Source organism: Thalassotalea marina (genome assembly GCF_014656435.1).
GTDB classification, from domain to species: Bacteria; Pseudomonadota; Gammaproteobacteria; order Enterobacterales; family Alteromonadaceae; genus Thalassotalea_C; species Thalassotalea_C marina.
Window position 1 is genome coordinate 497,394 of sequence record NZ_BNCK01000003.1, and the last position, 19,922, is coordinate 517,315.

22 protein-coding genes are annotated in these 19,922 nt (G+C 38.9%); 6 read left to right on the top strand and 16 right to left on the bottom strand.

Annotated features, from left to right (window positions below):
- Nucleotide 1 precedes the first annotated feature (1 nt).
- The 4 genes from IE199_RS08665 to tatA are packed head-to-tail and all read right to left on the bottom strand — an operon-like array spanning nt 2 to nt 1,905.
- A complete protein-coding gene (locus IE199_RS08665) occupies nt 2-556 on the bottom strand; it encodes a hypothetical protein (protein WP_189769247.1) in 555 nt (184 codons plus the stop codon).
- Nucleotides 549-1,307, bottom strand: a complete 759-nt coding sequence (gene tatC, locus IE199_RS08670) for a twin-arginine translocase subunit TatC (protein WP_189769255.1) — start codon at nt 1,305-1,307, stop codon at nt 549-551. Before tatC ends, IE199_RS08665 begins: the two co-directional genes overlap by 8 nt.
- Nucleotides 1,308-1,324: 17 nt before the next feature.
- On the bottom strand, nt 1,325-1,678 hold the full coding sequence (tatB, locus tag IE199_RS08675; RefSeq protein ID WP_189769256.1) for a Sec-independent protein translocase protein TatB: 354 nt from the start codon (nt 1,676-1,678) through the stop codon (nt 1,325-1,327).
- 2 nt (nt 1,679-1,680) lie between these two features.
- Nucleotides 1,681-1,905 (bottom strand): Sec-independent protein translocase subunit TatA, encoded by a 225-nt coding sequence (gene tatA, locus IE199_RS08680; protein ID WP_189769258.1) that lies wholly within the window; start codon nt 1,903-1,905, stop codon nt 1,681-1,683.
- Nucleotides 1,906-2,000: 95 nt separating this feature from the next.
- Here tatA and IE199_RS08685 point away from each other — a divergent pair, with 95 nt between their 5' ends.
- Nucleotides 2,001-3,041 carry a hypothetical protein gene (locus IE199_RS08685; RefSeq protein ID WP_189769260.1) on the top strand — a complete coding sequence of 347 codons (1,041 nt, stop codon included), beginning with the start codon at nt 2,001-2,003 and terminating at the stop codon, nt 3,039-3,041.
- A 21-nt stretch (nt 3,042-3,062) separates the two neighbouring features.
- On the opposite strand, the gene IE199_RS08690 is transcribed toward IE199_RS08685, so the two are convergent.
- Nucleotides 3,063-5,678, bottom strand: coding sequence for an EAL domain-containing protein (locus tag IE199_RS08690; protein WP_189769262.1), 2,616 nt, complete (start codon nt 5,676-5,678; stop codon nt 3,063-3,065).
- 183 nt (nt 5,679-5,861) lie between these two features.
- Nucleotides 5,862-6,725 (bottom strand): RNA polymerase sigma factor RpoH, encoded by an 864-nt coding sequence (rpoH, locus tag IE199_RS08695; RefSeq protein ID WP_189769264.1) that lies wholly within the window; start codon nt 6,723-6,725, stop codon nt 5,862-5,864.
- A 299-nt stretch (nt 6,726-7,024) separates the two neighbouring features.
- Between rpoH and IE199_RS08700 the strand changes: the two genes are divergently transcribed.
- Complete coding sequence (locus tag IE199_RS08700; protein ID WP_189769266.1) at nt 7,025-8,254, top strand: EAL and HDOD domain-containing protein; 1,230 nt, start codon at nt 7,025-7,027, stop codon at nt 8,252-8,254.
- Here IE199_RS08700 and ftsX read toward each other — a convergent pair.
- From ftsX to ftsY, 3 genes are read right to left on the bottom strand one after another with little or no spacing between them, the layout of a single operon-like run.
- Entirely contained in the window at nt 8,241-9,227 is a 987-nt protein-coding gene (gene ftsX, locus IE199_RS08705) for a permease-like cell division protein FtsX (protein WP_189769268.1), read from the bottom strand. The genes IE199_RS08700 and ftsX overlap by 14 nt on opposite strands.
- The gene (gene ftsE / locus IE199_RS08710) at nt 9,217-9,912 is read right to left on the bottom strand and encodes a cell division ATP-binding protein FtsE (RefSeq protein ID WP_189769270.1); all 696 of its coding nucleotides are present in this window, start codon (nt 9,910-9,912) and stop codon (nt 9,217-9,219) included. Before ftsE ends, ftsX begins: the two co-directional genes overlap by 11 nt.
- 9 nt (nt 9,913-9,921) lie before the next feature.
- A complete protein-coding gene (ftsY, locus tag IE199_RS08715) occupies nt 9,922-11,148 on the bottom strand; it encodes a signal recognition particle-docking protein FtsY (RefSeq protein ID WP_189769278.1) in 1,227 nt (408 codons plus the stop codon).
- A 116-nt stretch (nt 11,149-11,264) separates the two neighbouring features.
- On the opposite strand from ftsY, the gene rsmD reads away from it, so the two are divergent.
- Nucleotides 11,265-11,855 (top strand): 16S rRNA (guanine(966)-N(2))-methyltransferase RsmD, encoded by a 591-nt coding sequence (gene rsmD, locus IE199_RS08720; RefSeq protein WP_189769281.1) that lies wholly within the window; start codon nt 11,265-11,267, stop codon nt 11,853-11,855.
- A 119-nt stretch (nt 11,856-11,974) separates the two neighbouring features.
- Nucleotides 11,975-12,403: a DUF3429 domain-containing protein gene (locus IE199_RS08725; RefSeq protein WP_189769283.1), complete on the top strand. Its 429-nt coding sequence runs from the start codon at nt 11,975-11,977 to the stop codon at nt 12,401-12,403.
- A gap of 9 nt (nt 12,404-12,412) precedes the next feature.
- Here the strand turns inward: IE199_RS08725 and IE199_RS08730 are convergent, their stop codons facing one another.
- The gene (locus IE199_RS08730; protein WP_189769285.1) at nt 12,413-12,670 is read right to left on the bottom strand and encodes a DUF3081 family protein; all 258 of its coding nucleotides are present in this window, start codon (nt 12,668-12,670) and stop codon (nt 12,413-12,415) included.
- 27 nt (nt 12,671-12,697) lie between these two features.
- Nucleotides 12,698-12,997 carry a DUF6482 family protein gene (locus IE199_RS08735; RefSeq protein WP_189769287.1) on the bottom strand — a complete coding sequence of 100 codons (300 nt, stop codon included), beginning with the start codon at nt 12,995-12,997 and terminating at the stop codon, nt 12,698-12,700.
- A 156-nt stretch (nt 12,998-13,153) separates the two neighbouring features.
- Here IE199_RS08735 and IE199_RS08740 point away from each other — a divergent pair, with 156 nt between their 5' ends.
- The gene (locus IE199_RS08740; RefSeq protein WP_189769290.1) at nt 13,154-13,693 is read left to right on the top strand and encodes a hypothetical protein; all 540 of its coding nucleotides are present in this window, start codon (nt 13,154-13,156) and stop codon (nt 13,691-13,693) included.
- Here IE199_RS08740 and IE199_RS08745 read toward each other — a convergent pair.
- The 3 genes from IE199_RS08745 to IE199_RS08755 are packed head-to-tail and all read right to left on the bottom strand — an operon-like array spanning nt 13,690 to nt 16,375.
- A complete protein-coding gene (locus tag IE199_RS08745; protein ID WP_189769293.1) occupies nt 13,690-14,286 on the bottom strand; it encodes a YjaG family protein in 597 nt (198 codons plus the stop codon). The two genes, IE199_RS08740 and IE199_RS08745, sit on opposite strands and share 4 nt — an antisense overlap.
- Before the next feature lie 57 nt (nt 14,287-14,343).
- The gene (locus IE199_RS08750) at nt 14,344-15,555 is read right to left on the bottom strand and encodes a coiled-coil domain-containing protein (protein WP_189769294.1); all 1,212 of its coding nucleotides are present in this window, start codon (nt 15,553-15,555) and stop codon (nt 14,344-14,346) included.
- 58 nt (nt 15,556-15,613) lie between these two features.
- Nucleotides 15,614-16,375 carry a SapC family protein gene (locus IE199_RS08755; protein WP_189769296.1) on the bottom strand — a complete coding sequence of 254 codons (762 nt, stop codon included), beginning with the start codon at nt 16,373-16,375 and terminating at the stop codon, nt 15,614-15,616.
- 230 nt (nt 16,376-16,605) lie between these two features.
- Between IE199_RS08755 and IE199_RS08760 the strand changes: the two genes are divergently transcribed.
- Nucleotides 16,606-16,935: a hypothetical protein gene (locus IE199_RS08760; RefSeq protein ID WP_189769298.1), complete on the top strand. Its 330-nt coding sequence runs from the start codon at nt 16,606-16,608 to the stop codon at nt 16,933-16,935.
- An 8-nt stretch (nt 16,936-16,943) separates the two neighbouring features.
- Here the strand turns inward: IE199_RS08760 and IE199_RS08765 are convergent, their stop codons facing one another.
- Both IE199_RS08765 and IE199_RS08770 read right to left on the bottom strand, forming a co-directional pair.
- Entirely contained in the window at nt 16,944-17,660 is a 717-nt protein-coding gene (locus tag IE199_RS08765; protein WP_189769300.1) for a helix-turn-helix domain-containing protein, read from the bottom strand.
- 174 nt (nt 17,661-17,834) lie between these two features.
- Complete coding sequence (locus IE199_RS08770) at nt 17,835-19,856, bottom strand: methyl-accepting chemotaxis protein (protein ID WP_189769302.1); 2,022 nt, start codon at nt 19,854-19,856, stop codon at nt 17,835-17,837.
- Between the last annotated feature and the right edge of the window lie 66 nt (nt 19,857-19,922).

Consider the following 19,922-nt stretch of genomic DNA (forward strand, 5'->3'; position numbering starts at 1 on the left):
GTTATTTTTGTCGCCTAACTTTAATTCTACGATTTGAACCATCTTTTTTAAGATGAATAGCGCCAAACAAGCCCTTAGATAAAATCACCGTATCACCTGCTGATAATTTGAGGTACTCCGAATCATTTTGCTGCCACACTTGTCCATTTTCAAAGGTGATCACCCAGCGTTTTTTTATATTTTTATCAAGCGACTTAACAATATAAATTACGTCTTGATCTTCAATTTCTTCAACAGCTTGCTTCTGTTTATTTTGAACATGTTCAATGCCAAATTGCTCTTTTTTATCAACAGGCATTGGTGTTTTTTCACTCGTTATATCAGGCTGTTTTTTTACTGAAGGTTTGGTTTTTTCTGGTTTTATATCAGTTTTCTTTTGAGAGATTTGCGCTTGCTTGGCGATAAGCGTATTCACCGACTCATCGTAACAAACTAGCCTTTTTAAACTGTCTTCAATCTGTGCACACGCTTTAATGGCAACTAAATCATCAGCCCAAGTTTTTCCCGTGATTAACAATAAAACAATAAATGCTACGCTTGTTAATTTTTTACTCATGTTTGGCTTCCTCGGAACAGTCTTCCTCGTTCTCTTTTTTTTGATAGATGCCAGCTAAAAATACTCCAAGTTCAAACAACAACAGCATGGGAACTGCCAGCAAGGTTTGTGATATTACATCAGGGGGAGTTAGTAGCATTCCTATTACAAATGCCCCCACTATCATATAAGGTCTTTTCGCTCTTAAACTTTGTGGATCAGTAAAACCTGTCCAGCACAATAACAATATGATGACCGGAATTTCAAAAGCCAAACCAAAAGCAAAAAACAGTTTTAAAACAAAATTTAAGTAACTGCTAATATCTGTTGCGATATTGACACCCTCTGGCGCTACAGAAGTAAAAAAAGCAAAAGCGAGTGGGAATACGACAAAGTAGACAAAAGTAATGCCGGCATAAAATAAAAAGCTACTACCAAAAAGCAGCGGTGCAACAAAACGTTTTTCATTTTGATACAAACCAGGCGCAATAAACGCCCATACTTGATAGAGAATATATGGCATGGCGACAAATAAAGATAACACCATAGTTAATTTAAATGGCGCAAAGAACGACGAAGCAACATCAGTTGCAATCATTTGTCCACCTTCTGGCATTACTGCAAGTAGAGGTTTTGATACATATTCATAAATATCATTGGCGAAATACACCATTGAGCAGAATACGATTAAAACTGCGAGCACCATACGTAAAATACGGTCACGCAACTCAAGCAGATGATCAAAAAGTGTATGTTGAGGTGAGTTATCCATCGAGGGCCAATTTTAACTTATTTTTTATCGTTATCACTGAGTTGCGTTTGCTCTGAATTGCTCGCGTTATCAGTATTTTTTTCATATGGTTTTTGTACAGAAGCGGCAGCATCTTTTAGTGCTTGCACAGATTCTGCGACATCAGGACTCATTGACTCAAACTGAGATTGCTCCGCCTTTTTTAGATCGGCGTGTAGCTCCTGAATTCTGAGCTCTTGTGTAATTTCATTTTGTACATGACTACTGAAATTTTTGACACTTTTGATCCAGCCACTAACGGTACGAATAGCAACTGGCAAGCGTTCAGGCCCGAGTACCACTAAACCAATGACGGAAATTAGCAGTAACTCCCAAAAACCGATATCAAACATAGTTATGCTTTTTCTTTGTCTTTGTTTTCAGCTTTAGTCTCTTGTGCAGAGCGATCAGCGATTGCTTCCGTTGGTTTATCTTCTTTATCTTCATCGGTAACGGCTTTCTTAAAACCTTTAACCGCAGATCCCAAATCTGATCCTAAGCCACGTAACTTTTTGGTGCCAAACAATAAAACGATGATCAAGGCGACAATTAATAATTGCCAAATACTTATTCCGCCCATGAAAAAAACTCCTATAATTCAATTAAGGTCATTATAAAGTTATATTTAAAAAAAGCACCTGTTTGCATCAGCTAATTTACGAGGGATTTAGGACATTGTATTCATCCATTTCAAGGACTGTGGTTAAGCGTTTGTTATTGCTGTCGCTTTTATTTTTCTCACAGGGTATTTATGCCCAGGAAAACACTCAAGTTAACGATAAAAATCAACGTACTACCAAATTACCTGCTGATAGTGATTGCGTCAAAGCTAACAACGCTAACAAAGTAAAGACAGATGATATTGGATGGATGGAAAAGTTGCACAGCACGGTGTCAGATTCAGTATTTCAATCGGCGGTTTGGTTTGACAACTTTTTTATCGATGAAAATTCGGAGCAAGAATCCCCTAAAACCACGGCACGTATTCGACTAGGCTGGGAGCCGAAGGCAAGAGATTTGGGAGAGTTTGACACCCGCTTTCGTATTAAAGTTAAACTGCCTCATTTAAAAGATAAAGTGGATTTAATCTTATCTGATGACGACGATCTTGATCAAAGCTATTTACCGCTAGAATCGGTGAACGCCAAGCCAAACAATGAAAATGATCACTTTTCGGCCGCTGTACGAATCACCCACAGCAAATCATCTAATCGCAGAATTGAATCTAGAATTGGTATTTCAGGTGGCGATATTTTTGTTCGAGCCAAACACGAAAGACGACTTAATTGGTCTGAAAATCACAGCTTCAAAATCGAGCCTTCAGTTTATTATTTCCTTGATGATGGCTTAGGCGCCAAGTTATTGATGGAATACGACTATCAAATCGATAAAACGTCACAACTTAGAGTTAATTACAGTGTGCGAGGCTCAAATTCGTTTAGCGGTATTCGCTGGAAACATGGCTTTTATCGTTTAAAGCAGCTTCAACAAAATGCTGCATCTATCATGGCATTGCAAGTTGAAGGTGAACGAAATGGCGAAAACGGCTTTGTTATTGATAAGTATACCTTGAGCTATCGCTATCGTTTTAGCGCTGTTAAAGAATGGCTATTTTTTGAAATAGAGCCCTTTGTTGAATGGCCAGAGGAAGAAAACTACACCACGACACCAGGGCTTGCTTTACGTGTAGAAGGTTATTTCTCTAAAGGCTATTAATCCTTTGTTTTATCAGTAAAGCTATGCGCGCGCTTTTGGTAAATCAGTGTCTACATCGTCATGATTAAACTTGGTCGGTCTAGCAATATGATACCCTTGACCAAACTCACAGCCGACATCATGTAACTTGTCTAGCATCTCCTGAGATTCTATTCCTTCTGCCACTAAGCGATAGCCAAACTTTCCACCTAACTCATGTAAGGCTTTAACTAGCGAAATATTTTCGGCGTTGTGACTAATCGAACGAATTAAACTGCGATCTAGTTTAATGAATTCGAAAGGGTAGCTGTGTAGGAAGTTAAACGATGAAAGACCTGCGCCATAATCGTCTAAAGCAAGTTTAACTCCAAAGGCTTTCAGTTTCTTTAAGCCTTTTAGCGCTAACTCTGTATGTTGTGAAAATGCGCTTTCATTAAATTCTAAAATTAAACGCTCAGGTTCAACCGTGTTGGCCTTTATTGCCTCTATTAACTGATTTAACTGATTGGTTTGTGTCAGATGTCTTCCCGATAAGTTAATACCAATGAATGCCGTAGCGTATTCAGGATGTTCACGCCACATTCGAAGTTGCTGACAAACCTCTTCAATCACCCATGATTCTATTTCTAGAATCATGCCCGACTCTTCCGCCATAAACAGAAACTCGCTCGGAGTTAACAAGCCTTTTTCTGGATGTTGCCAGCGCAAGAGTGCTTCAAACCCAATAGCATTAGTTGAATGGAGATCAGATATTTGTTGGTAGTGCAGCTCAAACTGCTTTTCTTTTATCGCGATGCGTAACTCTTGTTCTAAAGTTAAACTCGCCATTAATTGCTCACGCATGCTTTCATCAAAAAACACATATCGGCCACGGCCCATGCCTTTTGCTTGATACATAGCAGCATCGGCATCGCGTAATATTTCATTGGCGTCTTGATAATGATGGTTACATAGCGCAATACCAATACTGGCATTGGAATATAGAGTATGCCCTTCAATATCAAACGGTTTTTCTATCGCGGTAATAATACGAGAAGCAACTTCTTCAACATCATCTTGAGATTGCAATGAGTCAAGTAACACAACAAATTCATCACCACCTAATCGTGCAAGAATGTCATTATCTCTAACACATTTGGTCAAACGCCTAGCAATTTCTTTTAAAAATTCATCCCCGGCGTGATGTCCAATGGTGTCATTGATTAATTTGAAGCGATCTAAGTCGATAAATAACACCGCAAATCGATGATTTGGATGACGTTTTACATGACGCAGTGCGTAGGTAAGTCGGTCAGAAAACATCGCTCGGTTGGGCAGACGTGTTAAAGCATCATGGTGCGCTTCAAAATACAACTGCTGCTCTGCTTTTCTGCGCTCTTCCATCTGCATGCGTAAATTTAAATTACTTGCCTGTAACTCTTGAGTGCGTTTATTTACCATACGTTCAAGCTCATCGTGGCTTCGCTGTATGGCCTCTTGCGCTTTGATACGAGTTACCGCTGCCGCAATATGCTGGCTAACAAAACGTACAAGCTCTAAATCGCTGTAACAATAAGCATGAATATTTTGATAGTGCTGAATCGCTAACACACCAACAATACGGTCTTGTTCAATTAACGGGGCACCTAACCAAGCTTTTGGTAAATTTTCCAACGGATACTGTAAACTGAAAACCTTCTGCTCTATATCACCTTGTTCAGAAAGCGTATAAATACTGCCATTGGTGATCATTAATGGCACACCAGTATTAATCGCTAATTCAGTTAAGCCATTAGCCAGTAATCGTGTTTTAGGTGGTTGCAGCTTTTCGTCGTGATAATAGGGGAAACTTAACTCCGTTGCATCATCAGACAACTGGGCAATATATAAGTTTTCTGCCGGTAATAAGGTTTTAATTTCATCGTGAATGGCGCGATAAAAGTGCTCTATCGGCTGATTGTTAGCTGAGATTTCAGAAATAGCTAACATAGCTTTATAAATTTTTACCGCTTTTTGTCGCTCGGCAATTTCTTGCTGTAATTTACGATTAGTATCAGTCAGCTTTTGCGTTCTTTGACGAATATTTTGCTCTAGTAGTTCTCTGCTACGAACACGATCAATAGCAGTTACAAGGTGTTCAGCGATAAATTGTAAAAGCTGGCTGTCTCGGTCATCAAAATATAACTTACTATCATAGCTTTGTAAGGCAATTACACCGATTACTTGATGACCCCGCTTAAGTGGTACTCCAAGCCAGTCAACACATGATGATCCATAGAGGGCAATTTTTTCAGCCTTGGCCAATGCCATACGCTCTGCAGCACTACAATGAAATGCTTCACATTCATCAAATACCATATGTGTTAGGCTTTTATGCCAATGGTTTTGTTCTAAATGTGATAATAAACGTTCCTCTTTACTATTATGAGAATAAGCTAGAGAAAGCTGACGAGATTGGTTCAATAATACAATATGAAAGCTGTCAGTGATCAGTAAACTTTTTATCACAGACTCAAGAGCACAATAAAAGGAGGACATGTCGGTTACAGTGCTTGCCAACTCAGACAAACGCAACAATCCCGATTGCATAGTTTTTACTTGACGATATTTTTTCAGTAACGACTTTAATTTAGGTAATTGTCGTATTGCCTGTATATCCGAACTAGCCTTTACGTCCATCTAAGGCGTAACCTTACATTATTAGTATTATTATTGGTCGGATAGTCTAACAAACTTGACAACTTTTTCCAGAGCGGTGTGTAAAAAACCATCAATTATTTGCATAAATAATGTAAAACCTTTTAAAAAGGTACAAAAAAACCGGCTTAGCCGGTTTTTTATTAGATAACTATTTAGCTAAATTTACGCTGCCATACCATTTTTAAGTTTGTTAAGCGCATTTTTTTCTAACTGTCTAACACGCTCCGCTGAAATTTGATATTTATCAGCCAACTCTTGCAATGTTGCTTTGTCTTCGTCTAACCAACGAGTTTTGATAATGTCCTGACTACGATCATCAAGTGCAACTAACGCATTGGCTAATCGCTTGTTAGCATGTTGTTCCCAGTTATTTTCTTCAACTTGAACAGCAATATCAGAGTCTGCATCTTCTAAGTATTGAGCAGGTGCAAAATTACTGCCCGCAGCGTTGTCATCATCATCGTTTGACATTTCAAACGTCTGATCTTGGCTTGTCATGCGTGATTCCATTTCCATCACGTCTTTTTCACTAACACCTAGCGATTCAGCTACATGACTAACTTCAGCATTACTAAACCAACCTAAACGCTTTTTGTTTTTACGTAGGTTAAAAAATAATTTACGTTGTGCTTTAGTCGTTGCAACTTTAACAATTCGCCAATTGCGTAATACAAATTCATGTATTTCCGCTTTGATCCAGTGAACGGCAAAAGAAACTAAGCGAACACCCATTTCAGGGTTAAAACGCTTAACTGCCTTCATTAAACCTACATTACCTTCTTGGATCAGGTCAGCTTGCGCTAAGCCATAACCAGCATATCCTTTTGCAACGTGAATAACAAAACGCAAATGAGACATGATCAGCTCTTGAGCTGCTTGCAAATCGTTATCATCGTGTAAACGAGTTGCTAGCTCATGCTCGCGCTCAGCCGTTAGCATTGGAATGCCGTACGCCGACTGCACATAGGCTTCAATGCTGCCGCTTTGTGGCACCGTTAGTGCCATGGATTGCATTGTTTCACTCATTTATAAAACCCTTTTTCTTACGTCTGTTCGCGATAGTAGCACACACAACCACAATGATCGATAGCAAAAATGCCAATGTGCGTCAATTCGCAGAATAACTTATTTCTTGTAATAGACACGAGCTTACACTAATAAGTTTCAATCCTCTTTGACGTTTTTGTGACATTATGTGATAGAATCCCGACTAATTGTTGTATAACAATAGATTAGGGCAGTAGCAATCTTACTTTTAATTCAGTCCAATTAAAGATATTCCCTAGTATTGTTAGGTTTTAATGAAGTTTGGATAACAATAAAATATGTATTCTTATGTCGCTCGACAGCCTATTTTAGACAGCAAACAAAAAGTCGTTGCCTATGAATTACTTTTTCGAGATGGTCAAAGTAACAGCTTCCCAAATATCGATCCTGATAAAGCAACATCAAATATTCTCACTAACAATCATTTGACGCTTGGGCTAGATAAAATCACCAATGGCTTACCTGCTTATGTTAACTTTCACTCTGATGCCTTAGTTCAACATTTCCCCAGTTTCTTAAGCCCCGACAATATTGTTATTGAAATTTTAGAAGATGTGCAGCTGACACCAGAGTTAATTGACGCTTTAACGGAGCTAAAACGAAAAGGCTACAAGCTAGCACTTGACGATCATGACTTTGATGCCAGATGGCAGCCAATTTTGCCTTTAATTGATATTATTAAAGTCGACGTTTTAGCCTTATCTATTGCCGATATTCAATGTGCACTTGCCACAATAGAAGCTAAAAATATCACCTTACTTGCTGAGAAAGTGGAAGATAGAGAGCAATTTGAGCAGTTAAAACAACTGGGCTTTACACTGTTTCAAGGATACTTTTTTGCGAAGCCCGAAATGGTTAAACAACGAAAAGTTCTCACCGATAAACGTAATTTGATCAGTTTAATTGGTGAAACCACCCAGCAGAAACTAAACCTACCTCGCATAACAGAAATATTTGCTAGCGATCCTGGCTTAACCTATAAATTATTAAGATTTATTAATAGTGCTTACTACGGGCTGACCCAAGAAATATCTTCACTTAAACATGCGCTGGTTTATATCGGTGAGGCGGATCTTAAACGTTTTATTTCTTTGTTAGCATTGTCCAATTTGTCACAAAACAAGTGCACCGAAATAACAAGGCTATCACTGGTGCGTGCGAAGTTTTGTGAATTACTCTCTGAAAAACAAGCCTTGCAAGAAGAGCATCAACCTAAAGCGTTTTTAACAGGGTTGCTATCGTTAGTGGATGGCATTTTGGACCATGATCTTGAGCATGTTTTAGAAGTGTTACCACTGCATGTTGATATCAAATCTGCGCTGCTCAACCAGGATAACTACTTGCATCAATATTTGCATCTGAGTCAATTGGTAGAGCGTGGTGATTGGGAAAATGCCAGCCGGTTTAATATCGAGCGAGGGTTACCTGATGAGTGTTGCTTCCAAAGTCATCAAACCGCATTAAACTGGGCAGACAGTGTGCTTAACCGGTCATCTATTCTGCTGTAGGCTCAATCGCGCGAATGTGCTTTCTAACAGAGATATAACTGCCAGACAAACCAAGTAAAATGGCAAATCCGATAAGCGAAAGCATATCTGAGCTGCTTAAACCAATCAGTGTATAGTCACTTTGGTATAAGTCGGTAAGTTCGATTAATGACATTGAAAAATATTCGACTAAGCCGGCGACACATAAAACAGCTACCATTCCTCCCAATATGCCATACCAAGCACCTGAATAAAGGAAAGGTCGTTGAATAAAACTGTCAGTTGCTCCAACCAGTTTCATAACTGCAATCGCTTCTCGCTCGTTTAAAATGGCCAATCGAATGGTGTTACCTATGATCAAGACAATAGATGAACACAGTAATACTGCGATGCCTATCACGACGTTTTCAATTAACGTAGCCATAGCTTGTAAACGTGTTAGCCACTCTAGGTCTAGTTTACCTTGTTCAACTTCTCGTTCGCTTTGCAGCTTTTGTAACAGTTCTGTCGCCGCCTCAACTTGGCTAGCTCGGTTTGTCGGAGTCACTAACACTGTTGCAGGTAATGGGTTAGCCGACAAATAGTCCAGAGCCTGACCAAAACCGGAGTTATGCTTAAAATCATCTAAAGCTTGTGTTGCTGAAATATACTCTACCGATGCGACTTCTGGATAGAGCGAAATTCGCTGAACAAATTGTTGTGCATTACTTTCACTCACTGAAAGTTTCAAAAATAAAGTGATTTCCGATGCTGATTTCCATTGTTGCGAAATGGCATTAGCATTTTTGACAAACACGTGCAGAGTAGCAGGTAACGTTAAACTAATACCTAGCACCAGAATTGTCATCACTGACGTGAACGGGTTGCGCCACAGATCTCCCAAACTACCAACCGCTTGTTGTGCATGTCTAACTAGGTAGGCAATAAAGCGGCCTAAAAAGCCGGCGGCGTGCTTGTTGTCTTGCTTAGCCCCATTATTTGCCTTACGCGTCATCGTGCACTCCTTGCAAACCTTCCATTAACCCGTCGTTGATCATTGCGCCTTGTTTTAATGTTAGGGTACGGTACTTCAATCGAGCGATAAGCCCAAGATCATGTGTTGCAATCAAAACAGCAACACCTAGATCATTAAACTCTTCAAAAAGCTTTATAATTTCTAACGAAAGTTTGGGATCAAGGTTTCCAGTTGGCTCATCTGCCAATAAAATAGGAGGCTTATTAACAAGTGCACGAGCAATACCGACTCGCTGCTGCTCACCGCCAGAAAGCATGTGAGGAAAACATCTAAGTTTGCTCGACAAATGTACCTTCTCTAGAGCAGCTTCAACACGTTTTTTGGTTTCTTTATGGCTAAAACCTTCAATCACCAAAGGTAACGCAACATTGTCAAATACTGTTCTATCCATCAATAAGTTATGATTCTGAAAAATCATTCCTATACCGCGGCGAATAAAAGGTATTTGCTTGTACGTTACTTTCGATAAATCAACACCATTGATGTGCACAGTGCCACTTGTTGGCTTTTCCATCAACGACATTAGCTTTAATAAAGTACTTTTCCCGGCACCTGAGTGTCCGGTCAAAAAAGCCATTTCTCCAGCAGCAAGGCTAAAATTGACATTATTTAACGCAACAAAGCCGCCTGGATAAGTTTTATTTACTTGATTAAAGCGTATCATTAATTTTTATTATTTTTCTTGGCTAAATAATGCGTCGATAAAGTCATCACCATTAAATGGACGTAAATCGTCGATACCTTCACCAACACCTAAGTAACGAATAGGGATACCATACTTATCCGCAACAGCAAATACAACACCACCTTTTGCTGTTCCATCAAGTTTTGTTAATGTTAACCCTGTTAAACCTACAGCGTCGTCAAACAATTGCGTTTGGCTTAAAGCATTTTGTCCAGTGCCAGCATCAATAGTTAGCATAACTTCGTGTGGGGCATTTTCGTCTAGTTTTTTCATCACACGAACCACTTTTTTCAGCTCTTCCATTAAATGCGCTTTATTTTGTAGTCGGCCTGCGGTATCAGCAATTAAGACGTCAGCTCCTCGTGCTTTGGCTGCACTGATCGCGTCAAAAATAACAGAGGCACTGTCAGCACCAGTGTGCTGAGCAATCACAGGGATGTCATTACGTTCACCCCAAACTTGTAATTGTTCTACGGCTGCCGCTCGGAAAGTATCACCTGCGGCTAACATAACAGACTTACCTTGAGCCTGGAATTGCTTTGCTAATTTACCGATAGTGGTTGTTTTACCCACACCATTAACACCAACCATTAAAATCACGTAAGGAGAGTCACTCTTTGGGATCTCAAGAGGTTGGTTTACTGGTTCTATCACTTTCTTTAATTCAAGCTTTAGCAAATCGTAGAGTGCTTCTGCATCTTTTAATTGGCTTCTTGATGCTGACTCCGTAAGTGATTTAATAATTTTCATTGTGGTTTCAACGCCGATATCGGCCATTAATAGATGAGTTTCTAACTCTTCAAATAAGTCATCATCTATCTTTTTACCACGGAATAAATCAAATAAACCGCCACCTAAATTTTGGCGTGTTTTACTTAGCCCCTGCTTGAGTCGAGCAAAAAAACCTTGTTTTTTCTCTGGCTCTGGCTCTGGCTCTGGCTCTGGCTCTGGCTCTGGCTCTGGCTCTGGCTCTGGCTCTGGCTCTGGCTCTGGCTCTGGCTCTGGCTCTGGCTCTGGCTCTGGCTCTGGCTCTGGCTCTGGCTTATCAGTATGTGAAACAGCTTCTGTTTCAGGCAAGGTATTTTCCTGATTTTCTGCTACTTTTTCGCCTAAATCTTGTTGCTCAACATCGTTAAGCTCTTCTTCTTTCGGCTCTTGTTTTGATTTTTTGCTACCAAAACCTAACCAAGAAAACATACCTTTCTTTTCTGACATGTCTAAACTTCTTTTCTTTCTCTGAACAATAACAGGTGTTATTGCATACTAAACAAGGATAAAATTGCCGCTAGTTTAACATCATAAATGCAGACACAAAACAAAAGCTTGATCCTATGTCCAAAGCACGAAAAAATTCAGCCAATACAAATAAATCATCGGGCAACATTCGCATTATTGCAGGCAAACATCGCGGTAGAAAATTACCGGTAATCGATGCAGAAGGACTACGCCCAACAACCGATAGAGTTAAAGAGACAGTATTTAATTGGTTGATGCCATACGTGCAAGGGAGTCATTGTTTAGATTGTTTTGCTGGCGCGGGTAGTTTGGGCTTTGAAGCATTATCTCGTCACGCAGAGCATGTCACCTTTCTAGAACTTAATAAACAAGCAGCTAAACAGCTCATTGCCAATAAACAACTGCTTGGCGCGACCAATTGTGAAGTGTTTCAAACAAACACTTTAGAGTTTCTTAGTACACCCGCATCCAAACAGTACGATCTAATATTTATCGACCCACCTTTCAGACAAGGCTTAGTTGAAAAGGTTAGTAATTTATTGGCCTCTGGCTGGTTAGCGCCACAAGCCATTGTATATTTAGAGCAAGAAGCGGAAGCGACTTCAACGGTGTTACCTGATAATTGGCAACTCTTAAAAAATAAAACCATGGGGCAGGTTAGTTACCAACTATACCAACTGAAATAGATATTTGGTCACTTAGCGAGAGTTAAAAGAGTTAGAGGCCAGGCATTGATCTGCTCGAAGGGCTAACACGTATAGCATTCTAACAATGTATATGATGAATTAGCGTTAGAGGTTTGGTCATGACAAAAATTAAAACACGGTTGATATATTTGGGCGTGATACCTTTTTTAATTTTTGCTGGTTTATCTTTAACGGAAATTAAACTTTTTAATCTAAGCCCAAATACGCTATTTATTGGCTACAGCGTTATTATTTTAAACTTTGTTATAGGTACTCTTTGGCATAACACATCAAGTTGGGCAAATATACCGACCAGTGTTTGGACCAATGCAATTGCACTATTGAGCTTTGTATTTCTTTTTTCTGCGCCAAAGATGTCACTTATTGGCTTGGCTGGTTGTTTTATTTTTGCTTACTTTTTAGAGCTAAAAAGCGCCACTGTATTGAAAAGCAGCAGCCAACGCTACTACCTTAGCGCCCGTTTATATATCACGTCTGTTGTAGTGCTGTGCCATTTAACGCTATTAGTTCCCCATTTTATTGAGTGATAAGCAGCGTTAATGAACGCGGGCCATTTTATCAATTAATTCTTCAAACGCTTCGAGCGAACGTTCATTTGGTGCTTCTACATGGTATTTGTTGTGGAAATAAATGGTAATTTTAATGTCTTTATATTCCATGAAGCAGGTATAGCCGTCAAAATCTGTCCAAGCAACTATTTGATTTAATACATAGCGATCTTCTTTTTTGACACCTTCGCGGGTCACTTTATTAAAAACATTTAACAATTGCTTAATGTCGATACTATTTTTCACACATACTCCTTTCGTGTTTTTAGCAAACTACAAATGGCCAAACGTTAGCCACTGTTTTACCTTACTTGGTTCATTAATTCCAACCATTTCATCGTAAGCTGTTTGCATTTCAAATTCTGCCTGGTAAATACCCATATCTATAAACCATTGCTTAGCTTGCTCTAATGAACCTAACCGAACGTTCGTCGCATTTTCTTCAGTGATGGAAAAGAAATTTCCATCGGCGTCTTTTGCCCCTACTAGGTAGTGTGGTGAGTCTGCAGTATTGATGATCATAGGTGTTAGATGGTTTAACTTGCATAAATTGATTAATGTATCTTGTTGCATCGTATTACCCTCCAGTCGTATCTATTTAGCTATACGCTTGCTTATTGCCTTTAGATCATGATCTCAATACATAGCTAATACGTAACTTTATTTGGACCAAGGCGGCGCAGAATAAATGTGTTTTTAGTTGGTTATTTGAATTGGAGGAAGTAGTTGATGAAGTTTGCAGTGTTTATATTTAGTCTGGTGTTTTTACTTGGCTGTTCGACAAAATACCCTAATAAAAATATAACAGGGCAAGCCTTCCCGAGCGTCAACGGCAACAGCTTATCCGATGAAAACGTTACAATGCCACAAGCTTTTTCTGGTAAACCGGCTTTGCTGCTTATCGGTTATAAGCAAGATAGTCAGTTTGATATTGATCGCTGGTTAATAGGTTTAGATATGAAAGGCTTTAGCGCTGACATCTATGAGATCCCAACCATCGCAGGGCTAATGCCCAGAATGATCCGCTCAACCATTGATAATGGAATGAAAAAAGGCATTCCTTCATCACTTTGGGCAAACGTTATTACTGTGTACCAAGACGCAGAGCAAATTCAACGACTTACTGGTAATACAAACCCCAACAACGCTAGAGTTATATTGTTAGATCAACAAGGAGTGATTCGATACTTCTATGACCAAGGATTTTCTGTAGCAGCGCTGAACGCGCTACTTACTGAGACTCAAAACCTTGCTAAAACACAAGGTTAGTGTATTTCTAGCCCTAAGTTAGAAAGGCCTTGCTCAAGTACCATAGACTTCAATTCTTTTATGGTTTTCACGTTTTCTGGAGACTCTTGCAATAAATCAAAAACTGCATTTTGCATTTCTTTTTCCCAAATCATTAGGGGATCTGCTGCAATATCTTTTTCCGTTATAACAGCGTCATCTTCGTCAGCCATTTCTTCAAGCAACATCAATTCTATGTAAGCGCTAACACTGTTTGCAGATAAGCGTGATACTTGTTCTATACACTCTTCATCATTTGTTTGAAGATATTGAAGTAAGGCGTGAACAGCCATACAGGTATCTAATGCAGGGAAAACACCAAAAAATTCAAATAGCTCAGGATTGGGCACTTGCTCTTCCAACTTTTCAAGTTGCACATCATAATTAATTTTAACTTTTTGGTTTTTGTCTAATCGCTGCCATACCAAGTTTAATTGGTTGCGCAGTAACGCCACATCGCCAAAATCAGTTGCCTGGCTAAACATAGCGTAATTAGGGAGCATTCGTTCGATTAATGCAGCACAAAAAGCAGTCTGTTGCCATGCACTAAGCTTTTTAAAGGGTAAACGGATCATAACGTTAGATAGTCTATTTTCATTGTCAGCTAGCAGTATACGTTGCTCACTTTAAAATCACGACTTTTTTGATAATTCTTTTTGTGCGTATTCAAAACGTAAGCGATACTCAGTAACTTGCTGCTCTAATTCTGCCACTTCTTGACTACGTTGTAGCTCAAGCTCTTGGTTTTCATCTCGCAAGTATTTAATGGTTTCTCTCGCTTTTTCGTACTCCGCTTCTTGTTGATGCCGCTTATTTTTGTAACTTTCAAAGCGCTGCTGTGTTTGTATTAACTCGTTGTTTTTCCCTGAAACATCTAGTTGTAGTTCATTAATTTTTTGTTCTAAAGTTTGTGCCTTGTCATTAATATTTTGCAGCTCATTTTCCAATTCAGTCTTCTCAGCAATAAAGCGTTGTTCATTGCTTTGCAGCCGTTCTATTTCTTGTGAAAGCGTTTGATGTTGCTCTTCTCTTTGTTTCAATTCTTTTTCGAGTTTTTGCGCTTGTTCTTGCTGCGCGATTAGTTGTGTTTGATATTGTGAATATTCTGCAAGCTGCTGTTCAAGCTTTTCTATTACCGTATTAGCTTGGCCTATTTCAATTTCTCGCTCAGCATTTTGCTGTTCAAGCCTTGTCTTTTCCGCTGTAAGATGTTCAATAGTTGAAAGCTGTTGTGCATTTATTTGGTTAGACTGTTTATTGTTAGCTTCAAGCTCCTGCAGTTTATTTGTCAGTTGCTCACATTGTTGCTGTTTTTGCTTAATATCTAGTTTTAGTAAATTAATAGCACTATCTTTTTTACTGATGGCCTGTTCGAGTGCTTCGGCATTAGATTTACTTGCACCTAATGCCTCAACATTTTCTTTGTAAACGTCAAATGCTGATGTTATTTGGTTAATTTCATTGGTTAATTCAGAAATTTTTTTATTTTGAATATCAAGTGTTGCGTTCTGTGCTGAGATGTTTTTTTTAAGGTTGTCACTGGCTTGAGTTATCTGATCAAGTTGTTGTTGCAGTAAAGCTTGCTCTTCAAGTGCTTGTTGTAATGCCTTTTCTTTTTCGCTAAATAGCTGCTCAAACGATTGCTTTTGTGAAATATAATCAGGATGGTTTTCGATATCTTTTTCAACTGGCTCAGCGGCTTCCAACAAGGTAAAGATGTTTTTTGCTACTTGTTCGCTGATGTCACTGGCAATAACTTGTACTTTTTTGCGTACGTCTGCTGAAATATTTTCTTTATCTGCCATACCATTCCCAGAAATATTCACTTCACGTAGGTTTAGCATAGCAAGTTTCAATAAAAAAGGGAGCTAATGCTCCCTTTGTTTCAATAGGTTCTATTGATTATTTAGCTTCTTCAGTTTTTACGCTGTACTGAATGTTAGCAATCTTTTGTGGGTTGCTACCAGTATTGCGAAGCTGTGCTAAGCGGTTAACTTGGCCTGCAGACGTTAACATAGCGTGAATTGGCATGAAAGTGCCGGCTTTGTTGAACTCTAATACAGTTTCATCTTTTAAGTTTTGTAGGTTTTTCTCATTGATACCGTAAATACCTACTAATTTTTTGCTCTGACCATCAGCAAAAGTAACGATCAATTCAAGTTCTTGGATCAAATCGTTGTCAGTTAGCACTTGCATGAACTTTTGGTTTGTTAATTCATTTTCATATAAACGACCTAATTGATCGTGAATATTTTTGAAAAAGTCAGTTTCATTACCTTGCTCGTCAAATAAAGCATGCTCTTTATCTTCACCAACAAAAGGACTGTCTAAATCAACACAAGATGTTAATGTGTTTTCTTTTTCAGGGTCTAAACCTAAAGAAAAAGGCACCATAGATAAAGCTTGAGGAACATAAATAGCTTGCCATTTTTCATCTGAAAGATATAAGTTCTCGCCAGCTTCTAAACCAAGCATAACTACAGTACGGAATTGATTTGACTCAGGCTCTTTAACCAAAACGATTGGGTAACTTGTCGCAGCTTGTGCAAACTCGCGAACGGTAACTGGTGCAATATGTTGACCAGCAAATTGGCTTAAATCACGTTGTGCGGCAACTTTAACATTTTGATGTTGCTCTTTTTTAATAGCTACGATATTTGTCATTTTTAATCCACTTCTAAGCATTTGTGTAACTGCAATTCACGAAAAGTTGTTTTTGCAGAATTTTTATTTGTGAAGTAGTTATATAGACACTAGCGATAGCTTTCAATGGTTAAACGGTAAAAATATAGTAATATATTTAGACAACAGCTAAATAATGTACTAAGGCACGGTCAACAAATTTGGCTAAGCATATAAAAGTTATGTATTTTATTTTTAATCGTATAAGTTTTATGCAAAATTTAAAAACATCAATAGCCGGTGTTTTTATCGTATTGATGTGTTTTGTTTTTGCTGACAAAGCTTTCGCCAAACCTAAATACAAGTCATTCTTTGGCCACAGTTTAGAAGGCTTTGCCCGAGTGCAAGTCAAAAACGAAACCTCTAAAGATCTCGCCTGTTGGGTAGCCATTGACGGGCATAAAATAAAATTTCGTTTGCCCGCCTTGAATATGTCGCAATGGTACACAACTAATGACAAAAGATTTAATTATCAAAATTTTAGTACTTGGTGCGACTATATAGACTTACACCCTGAATACCAAAAATATAATCGTGGTTAGATATAGTGTCATGTTCTAGGTGCTAAAAACCTAAATACATACCCTAGATAAAACCCACCAGAGGTTAAAAAGATAAAACCAAACACTATACACAGTGATTTCATGCCCGATTCCTGAGTACGTTGGTCTACTAACTTAAAATAACGACGGTCTTGACCATAATATTCAACAAAGCCTTCACCGCGATAAGTTGTGACCATTAACAGTTGCTCATCTAAACGTGGTTTGTTGGCGCGAATACGCTCATGTCTTTGATCAGCATTCTCTTGATATTCTGTGACGGTTCCTGTACTAAAATGCGCATTAACTTCACTCGGCTTTATTAACCCCCTCGATTCATATTGATAAACCATTTCTGAGAAGATGCCATGCGAGTTGCCCAAGATCACCAAAGCAATACCGATTACAATAGCAAACGCGCCGGCAATATACCCTTTACGCATACGTTCTAGTTGTTCTCGTTGTTTTGAGGCAACATTAACTGCAACTTCGGGAAGGTGGCTTAAGTGTTCTTGCAAATAGCCATTATCTAATGACTCAATAATTGACATAGCGTCAGTGTTTAATGCTTGGGCCACTTTACTGATCACATCAAACGACGGAGCGGCTTTGTCGTTTTCCAATTTAGATAAATATGACTGTTCAATACCTGCTTTTTGCGCTAATTCTGGTTGGGTAAGATCAGCCTGTTGTCGCAGCTGTTTTATTTTTTCGCCAAGTTTCATTTTTATTCCTTTTCACTGAATTTATTGAAGTTTCAGCGCTATTCTTGGTTATCATATTAGGAATAGAAAGATGAATATCAAACCATAACCAAGAATATTTGACATATTTAACTGTCGTAACAAAAAAGCAGCATCTCAGCTGCTTTTTTTAATAACCAACAGCTTTCGCTAAGTTTAGTTAACTTTAAATTGTGCCAACGTTTGTTTTAGTTCGTGAGTGATAGATTCTTGTTCTCTACTTTTAGTCGCCATCTGCTGGGTTTGTGAAACGGTATCATCAGCTAAATTATTTACCGTGACGGTTTGCAATGAAATTTCATCAGCTGCGGCTACTTGTTCTTTGGTCGCCGACGCCGTTTCGTTTGATTGTTGTTCGATTACTTTTATCGCATCACTAATTTGAAACAGTTTGTCGTTCACCTGGTTAATAATCACTACGCCTTGGTCAGTTTGCTCCTTGCCTTCATTCATTGCTGCCACTGCTGCTTCGGCCGATTGATGCAACTTGGCAATGATTTGTTCAATATCTCCAGCAGATTCTTGTGTTCGGCTTGCCAAAGTCCTTACTTCGTCTGCCACAACAGCAAAGCCTCGACCTTGTTCACCCGCACGTGCAGCTTCAATAGCAGCGTTTAGTGCTAACAAGTTGGTTTGTTCAGCAATTCCTTTGATCACTTCTAACATGGCGGTGATTGATTCTGAGTTTTTGTGTAGTGTACTTACCACATCCGTTGTTTCTGATACTTGTTTGGAAAGGCCAGCCATTAGGTTAGTTGCATCAGTGACCAATTCACGTCCCTCGGATGATTCGCTACTCGCTTGAGTTGCACAATCCAAAACACTTTGCGCATTTTCAGAAATACCGTGAATGGTCTGAGTCATCTCAGTAGTCGCAGCCGCTATTTGCTCAATATATCCCTTTTGCTCCAATACATTACTTGAAAATTCACTCGTCAGGTAATTGACCTGTGAAGATTCAGCCAGCACTTTGTCAGTAACGTCGTCACATTGTTTGATGATCTGCTGAATATTGGAAACGAATAAATCAAATGAATCACTTAACCTGCCCAATTCATCATTTCTATTCATTGCGATCCGTTGGGTAAGGTCACCATCACCAGTGGCAATTCGGTCCATTGCATTCACTATGGTTAACAAGGGATTAGTTAACAATTTTTTGATTGCAAAAACAGTAACAACGGATGTTAAAGCCACCACCAACATCACTAAAAGAATAGAATTTATGATAGTGGTGTTGACTGGTTCAGTGATAATAGATTTAGGTACCATGAAACCGATACGCCAATCTAAGTTCAGGGTAGTATCAACAATAGGGCTAACCACAACGAGATACGATTCATCTTGCCACGTTACTTCGCTGATCACGTCTTGTGGGCGAGTGGCTAAACTTGTTAACTCAGCAAAACCTTGGCTATTAGAAAATATCCCTTCAACATCAGCTAACTTAGGTAACTTGCTCATATCTATTTTGTTCGCTTGATCAGGAAAAGCAATCAACTGGCCATCACTGGTGAACAAAAAACCATGTCCTTGTCCTTGGTAACTCATGGTATCAACTAATTTACTTCTTACTTCTGACGCTAAAACATCTATACCGGCTACGCCAAGCAGTTGGTTGTTGTTGTCATAAATAGTGGTTTTAATGGAGGTTACAATTGAGCCGTCATTAATATCAATTTCTGGACGTGTAATAAATAGCCTGTCTAAGGCTAAAGCCTCTCCCCACCAAGGACGTTTACTGGTCGAATAGTCAGGGTCGTTGTAACGACCGTTAATATCAAAATACTCATGAGTTTTGGCTGGCGCATAAAAAGCTGATTTAATGAGCGGATCTTGTGCAGAAATTTGCTTAAACATTCTGACAATTGATTGATAAGTTGGGTCGCTATCAATCTCAGCGCCTCTTTGTGTGTAGCTTGAAAACCAATCATTGAGAAAAGGATTGCCTTTTAAACCGATAACAACCCTAGAACGTTCACGAAAAAATTCATGAATGCCTGCCGCCGAATCGTGTGTTGCTATTTTTAAGTCTCGTAACACGGACTGTTCAACCGATTCAGAACGTTCGGAAATAACTGATGTTGCTACAAAGACAGCAATAATGGTGATGATACTGGCAACAGCTAAAAGCACCTGTCGCACAACTGAACTGTATTTACGATGTGAATTTGTCATGGTATACCACTGATAATCTTATTATTATTTTTAGTTTCCAGTGTCAAGGTAACACATTTTTTAACC

Bases quoted from the DNA above. Each gene is read 5' to 3' on its own strand.
- IE199_RS08665 (WP_189769247.1), bottom strand. From the start codon at position 556: ATGAGTAAAAAATTAACAAGCGTAGCATTTATTGTTTTATTGTTAATC.
- tatC (WP_189769255.1), bottom strand. From the start codon at position 1,307: ATGGATAACTCACCTCAACATACACTTTTTGATCATCTGCTTGAGTTG.
- tatB (WP_189769256.1), bottom strand. From the start codon at position 1,678: ATGTTTGATATCGGTTTTTGGGAGTTACTGCTAATTTCCGTCATTGGT.
- tatA (WP_189769258.1), bottom strand. From the start codon at position 1,905: ATGGGCGGAATAAGTATTTGGCAATTATTAATTGTCGCCTTGATCATC.
- IE199_RS08690 (WP_189769262.1), bottom strand. From the start codon at position 5,678: ATGGACGTAAAGGCTAGTTCGGATATACAGGCAATACGACAATTACCT.
- rpoH (WP_189769264.1), bottom strand. From the start codon at position 6,725: ATGAGTGAAACAATGCAATCCATGGCACTAACGGTGCCACAAAGCGGC.
- IE199_RS08700 (WP_189769266.1), top strand. From the start codon at position 7,025: ATGTATTCTTATGTCGCTCGACAGCCTATTTTAGACAGCAAACAAAAA.
- ftsX (WP_189769268.1), bottom strand. From the start codon at position 9,227: ATGACGCGTAAGGCAAATAATGGGGCTAAGCAAGACAACAAGCACGCC.
- ftsE (WP_189769270.1), bottom strand. From the start codon at position 9,912: ATGATACGCTTTAATCAAGTAAATAAAACTTATCCAGGCGGCTTTGTT.
- ftsY (WP_189769278.1), bottom strand. From the start codon at position 11,148: ATGTCAGAAAAGAAAGGTATGTTTTCTTGGTTAGGTTTTGGTAGCAAA.
- rsmD (WP_189769281.1), top strand. From the start codon at position 11,265: ATGTCCAAAGCACGAAAAAATTCAGCCAATACAAATAAATCATCGGGC.
- IE199_RS08725 (WP_189769283.1), top strand. From the start codon at position 11,975: ATGACAAAAATTAAAACACGGTTGATATATTTGGGCGTGATACCTTTT.
- IE199_RS08735 (WP_189769287.1), bottom strand. From the start codon at position 12,997: ATGCAACAAGATACATTAATCAATTTATGCAAGTTAAACCATCTAACA.
- IE199_RS08740 (WP_189769290.1), top strand. From the start codon at position 13,154: ATGAAGTTTGCAGTGTTTATATTTAGTCTGGTGTTTTTACTTGGCTGT.
- IE199_RS08745 (WP_189769293.1), bottom strand. From the start codon at position 14,286: ATGATCCGTTTACCCTTTAAAAAGCTTAGTGCATGGCAACAGACTGCT.
- IE199_RS08750 (WP_189769294.1), bottom strand. From the start codon at position 15,555: ATGCTAAACCTACGTGAAGTGAATATTTCTGGGAATGGTATGGCAGAT.
- IE199_RS08755 (WP_189769296.1), bottom strand. From the start codon at position 16,375: ATGACAAATATCGTAGCTATTAAAAAAGAGCAACATCAAAATGTTAAA.
- IE199_RS08760 (WP_189769298.1), top strand. From the start codon at position 16,606: ATGCAAAATTTAAAAACATCAATAGCCGGTGTTTTTATCGTATTGATG.
- IE199_RS08765 (WP_189769300.1), bottom strand. From the start codon at position 17,660: ATGAAACTTGGCGAAAAAATAAAACAGCTGCGACAACAGGCTGATCTT.
- IE199_RS08770 (WP_189769302.1), bottom strand. From the start codon at position 19,856: ATGACAAATTCACATCGTAAATACAGTTCAGTTGTGCGACAGGTGCTT.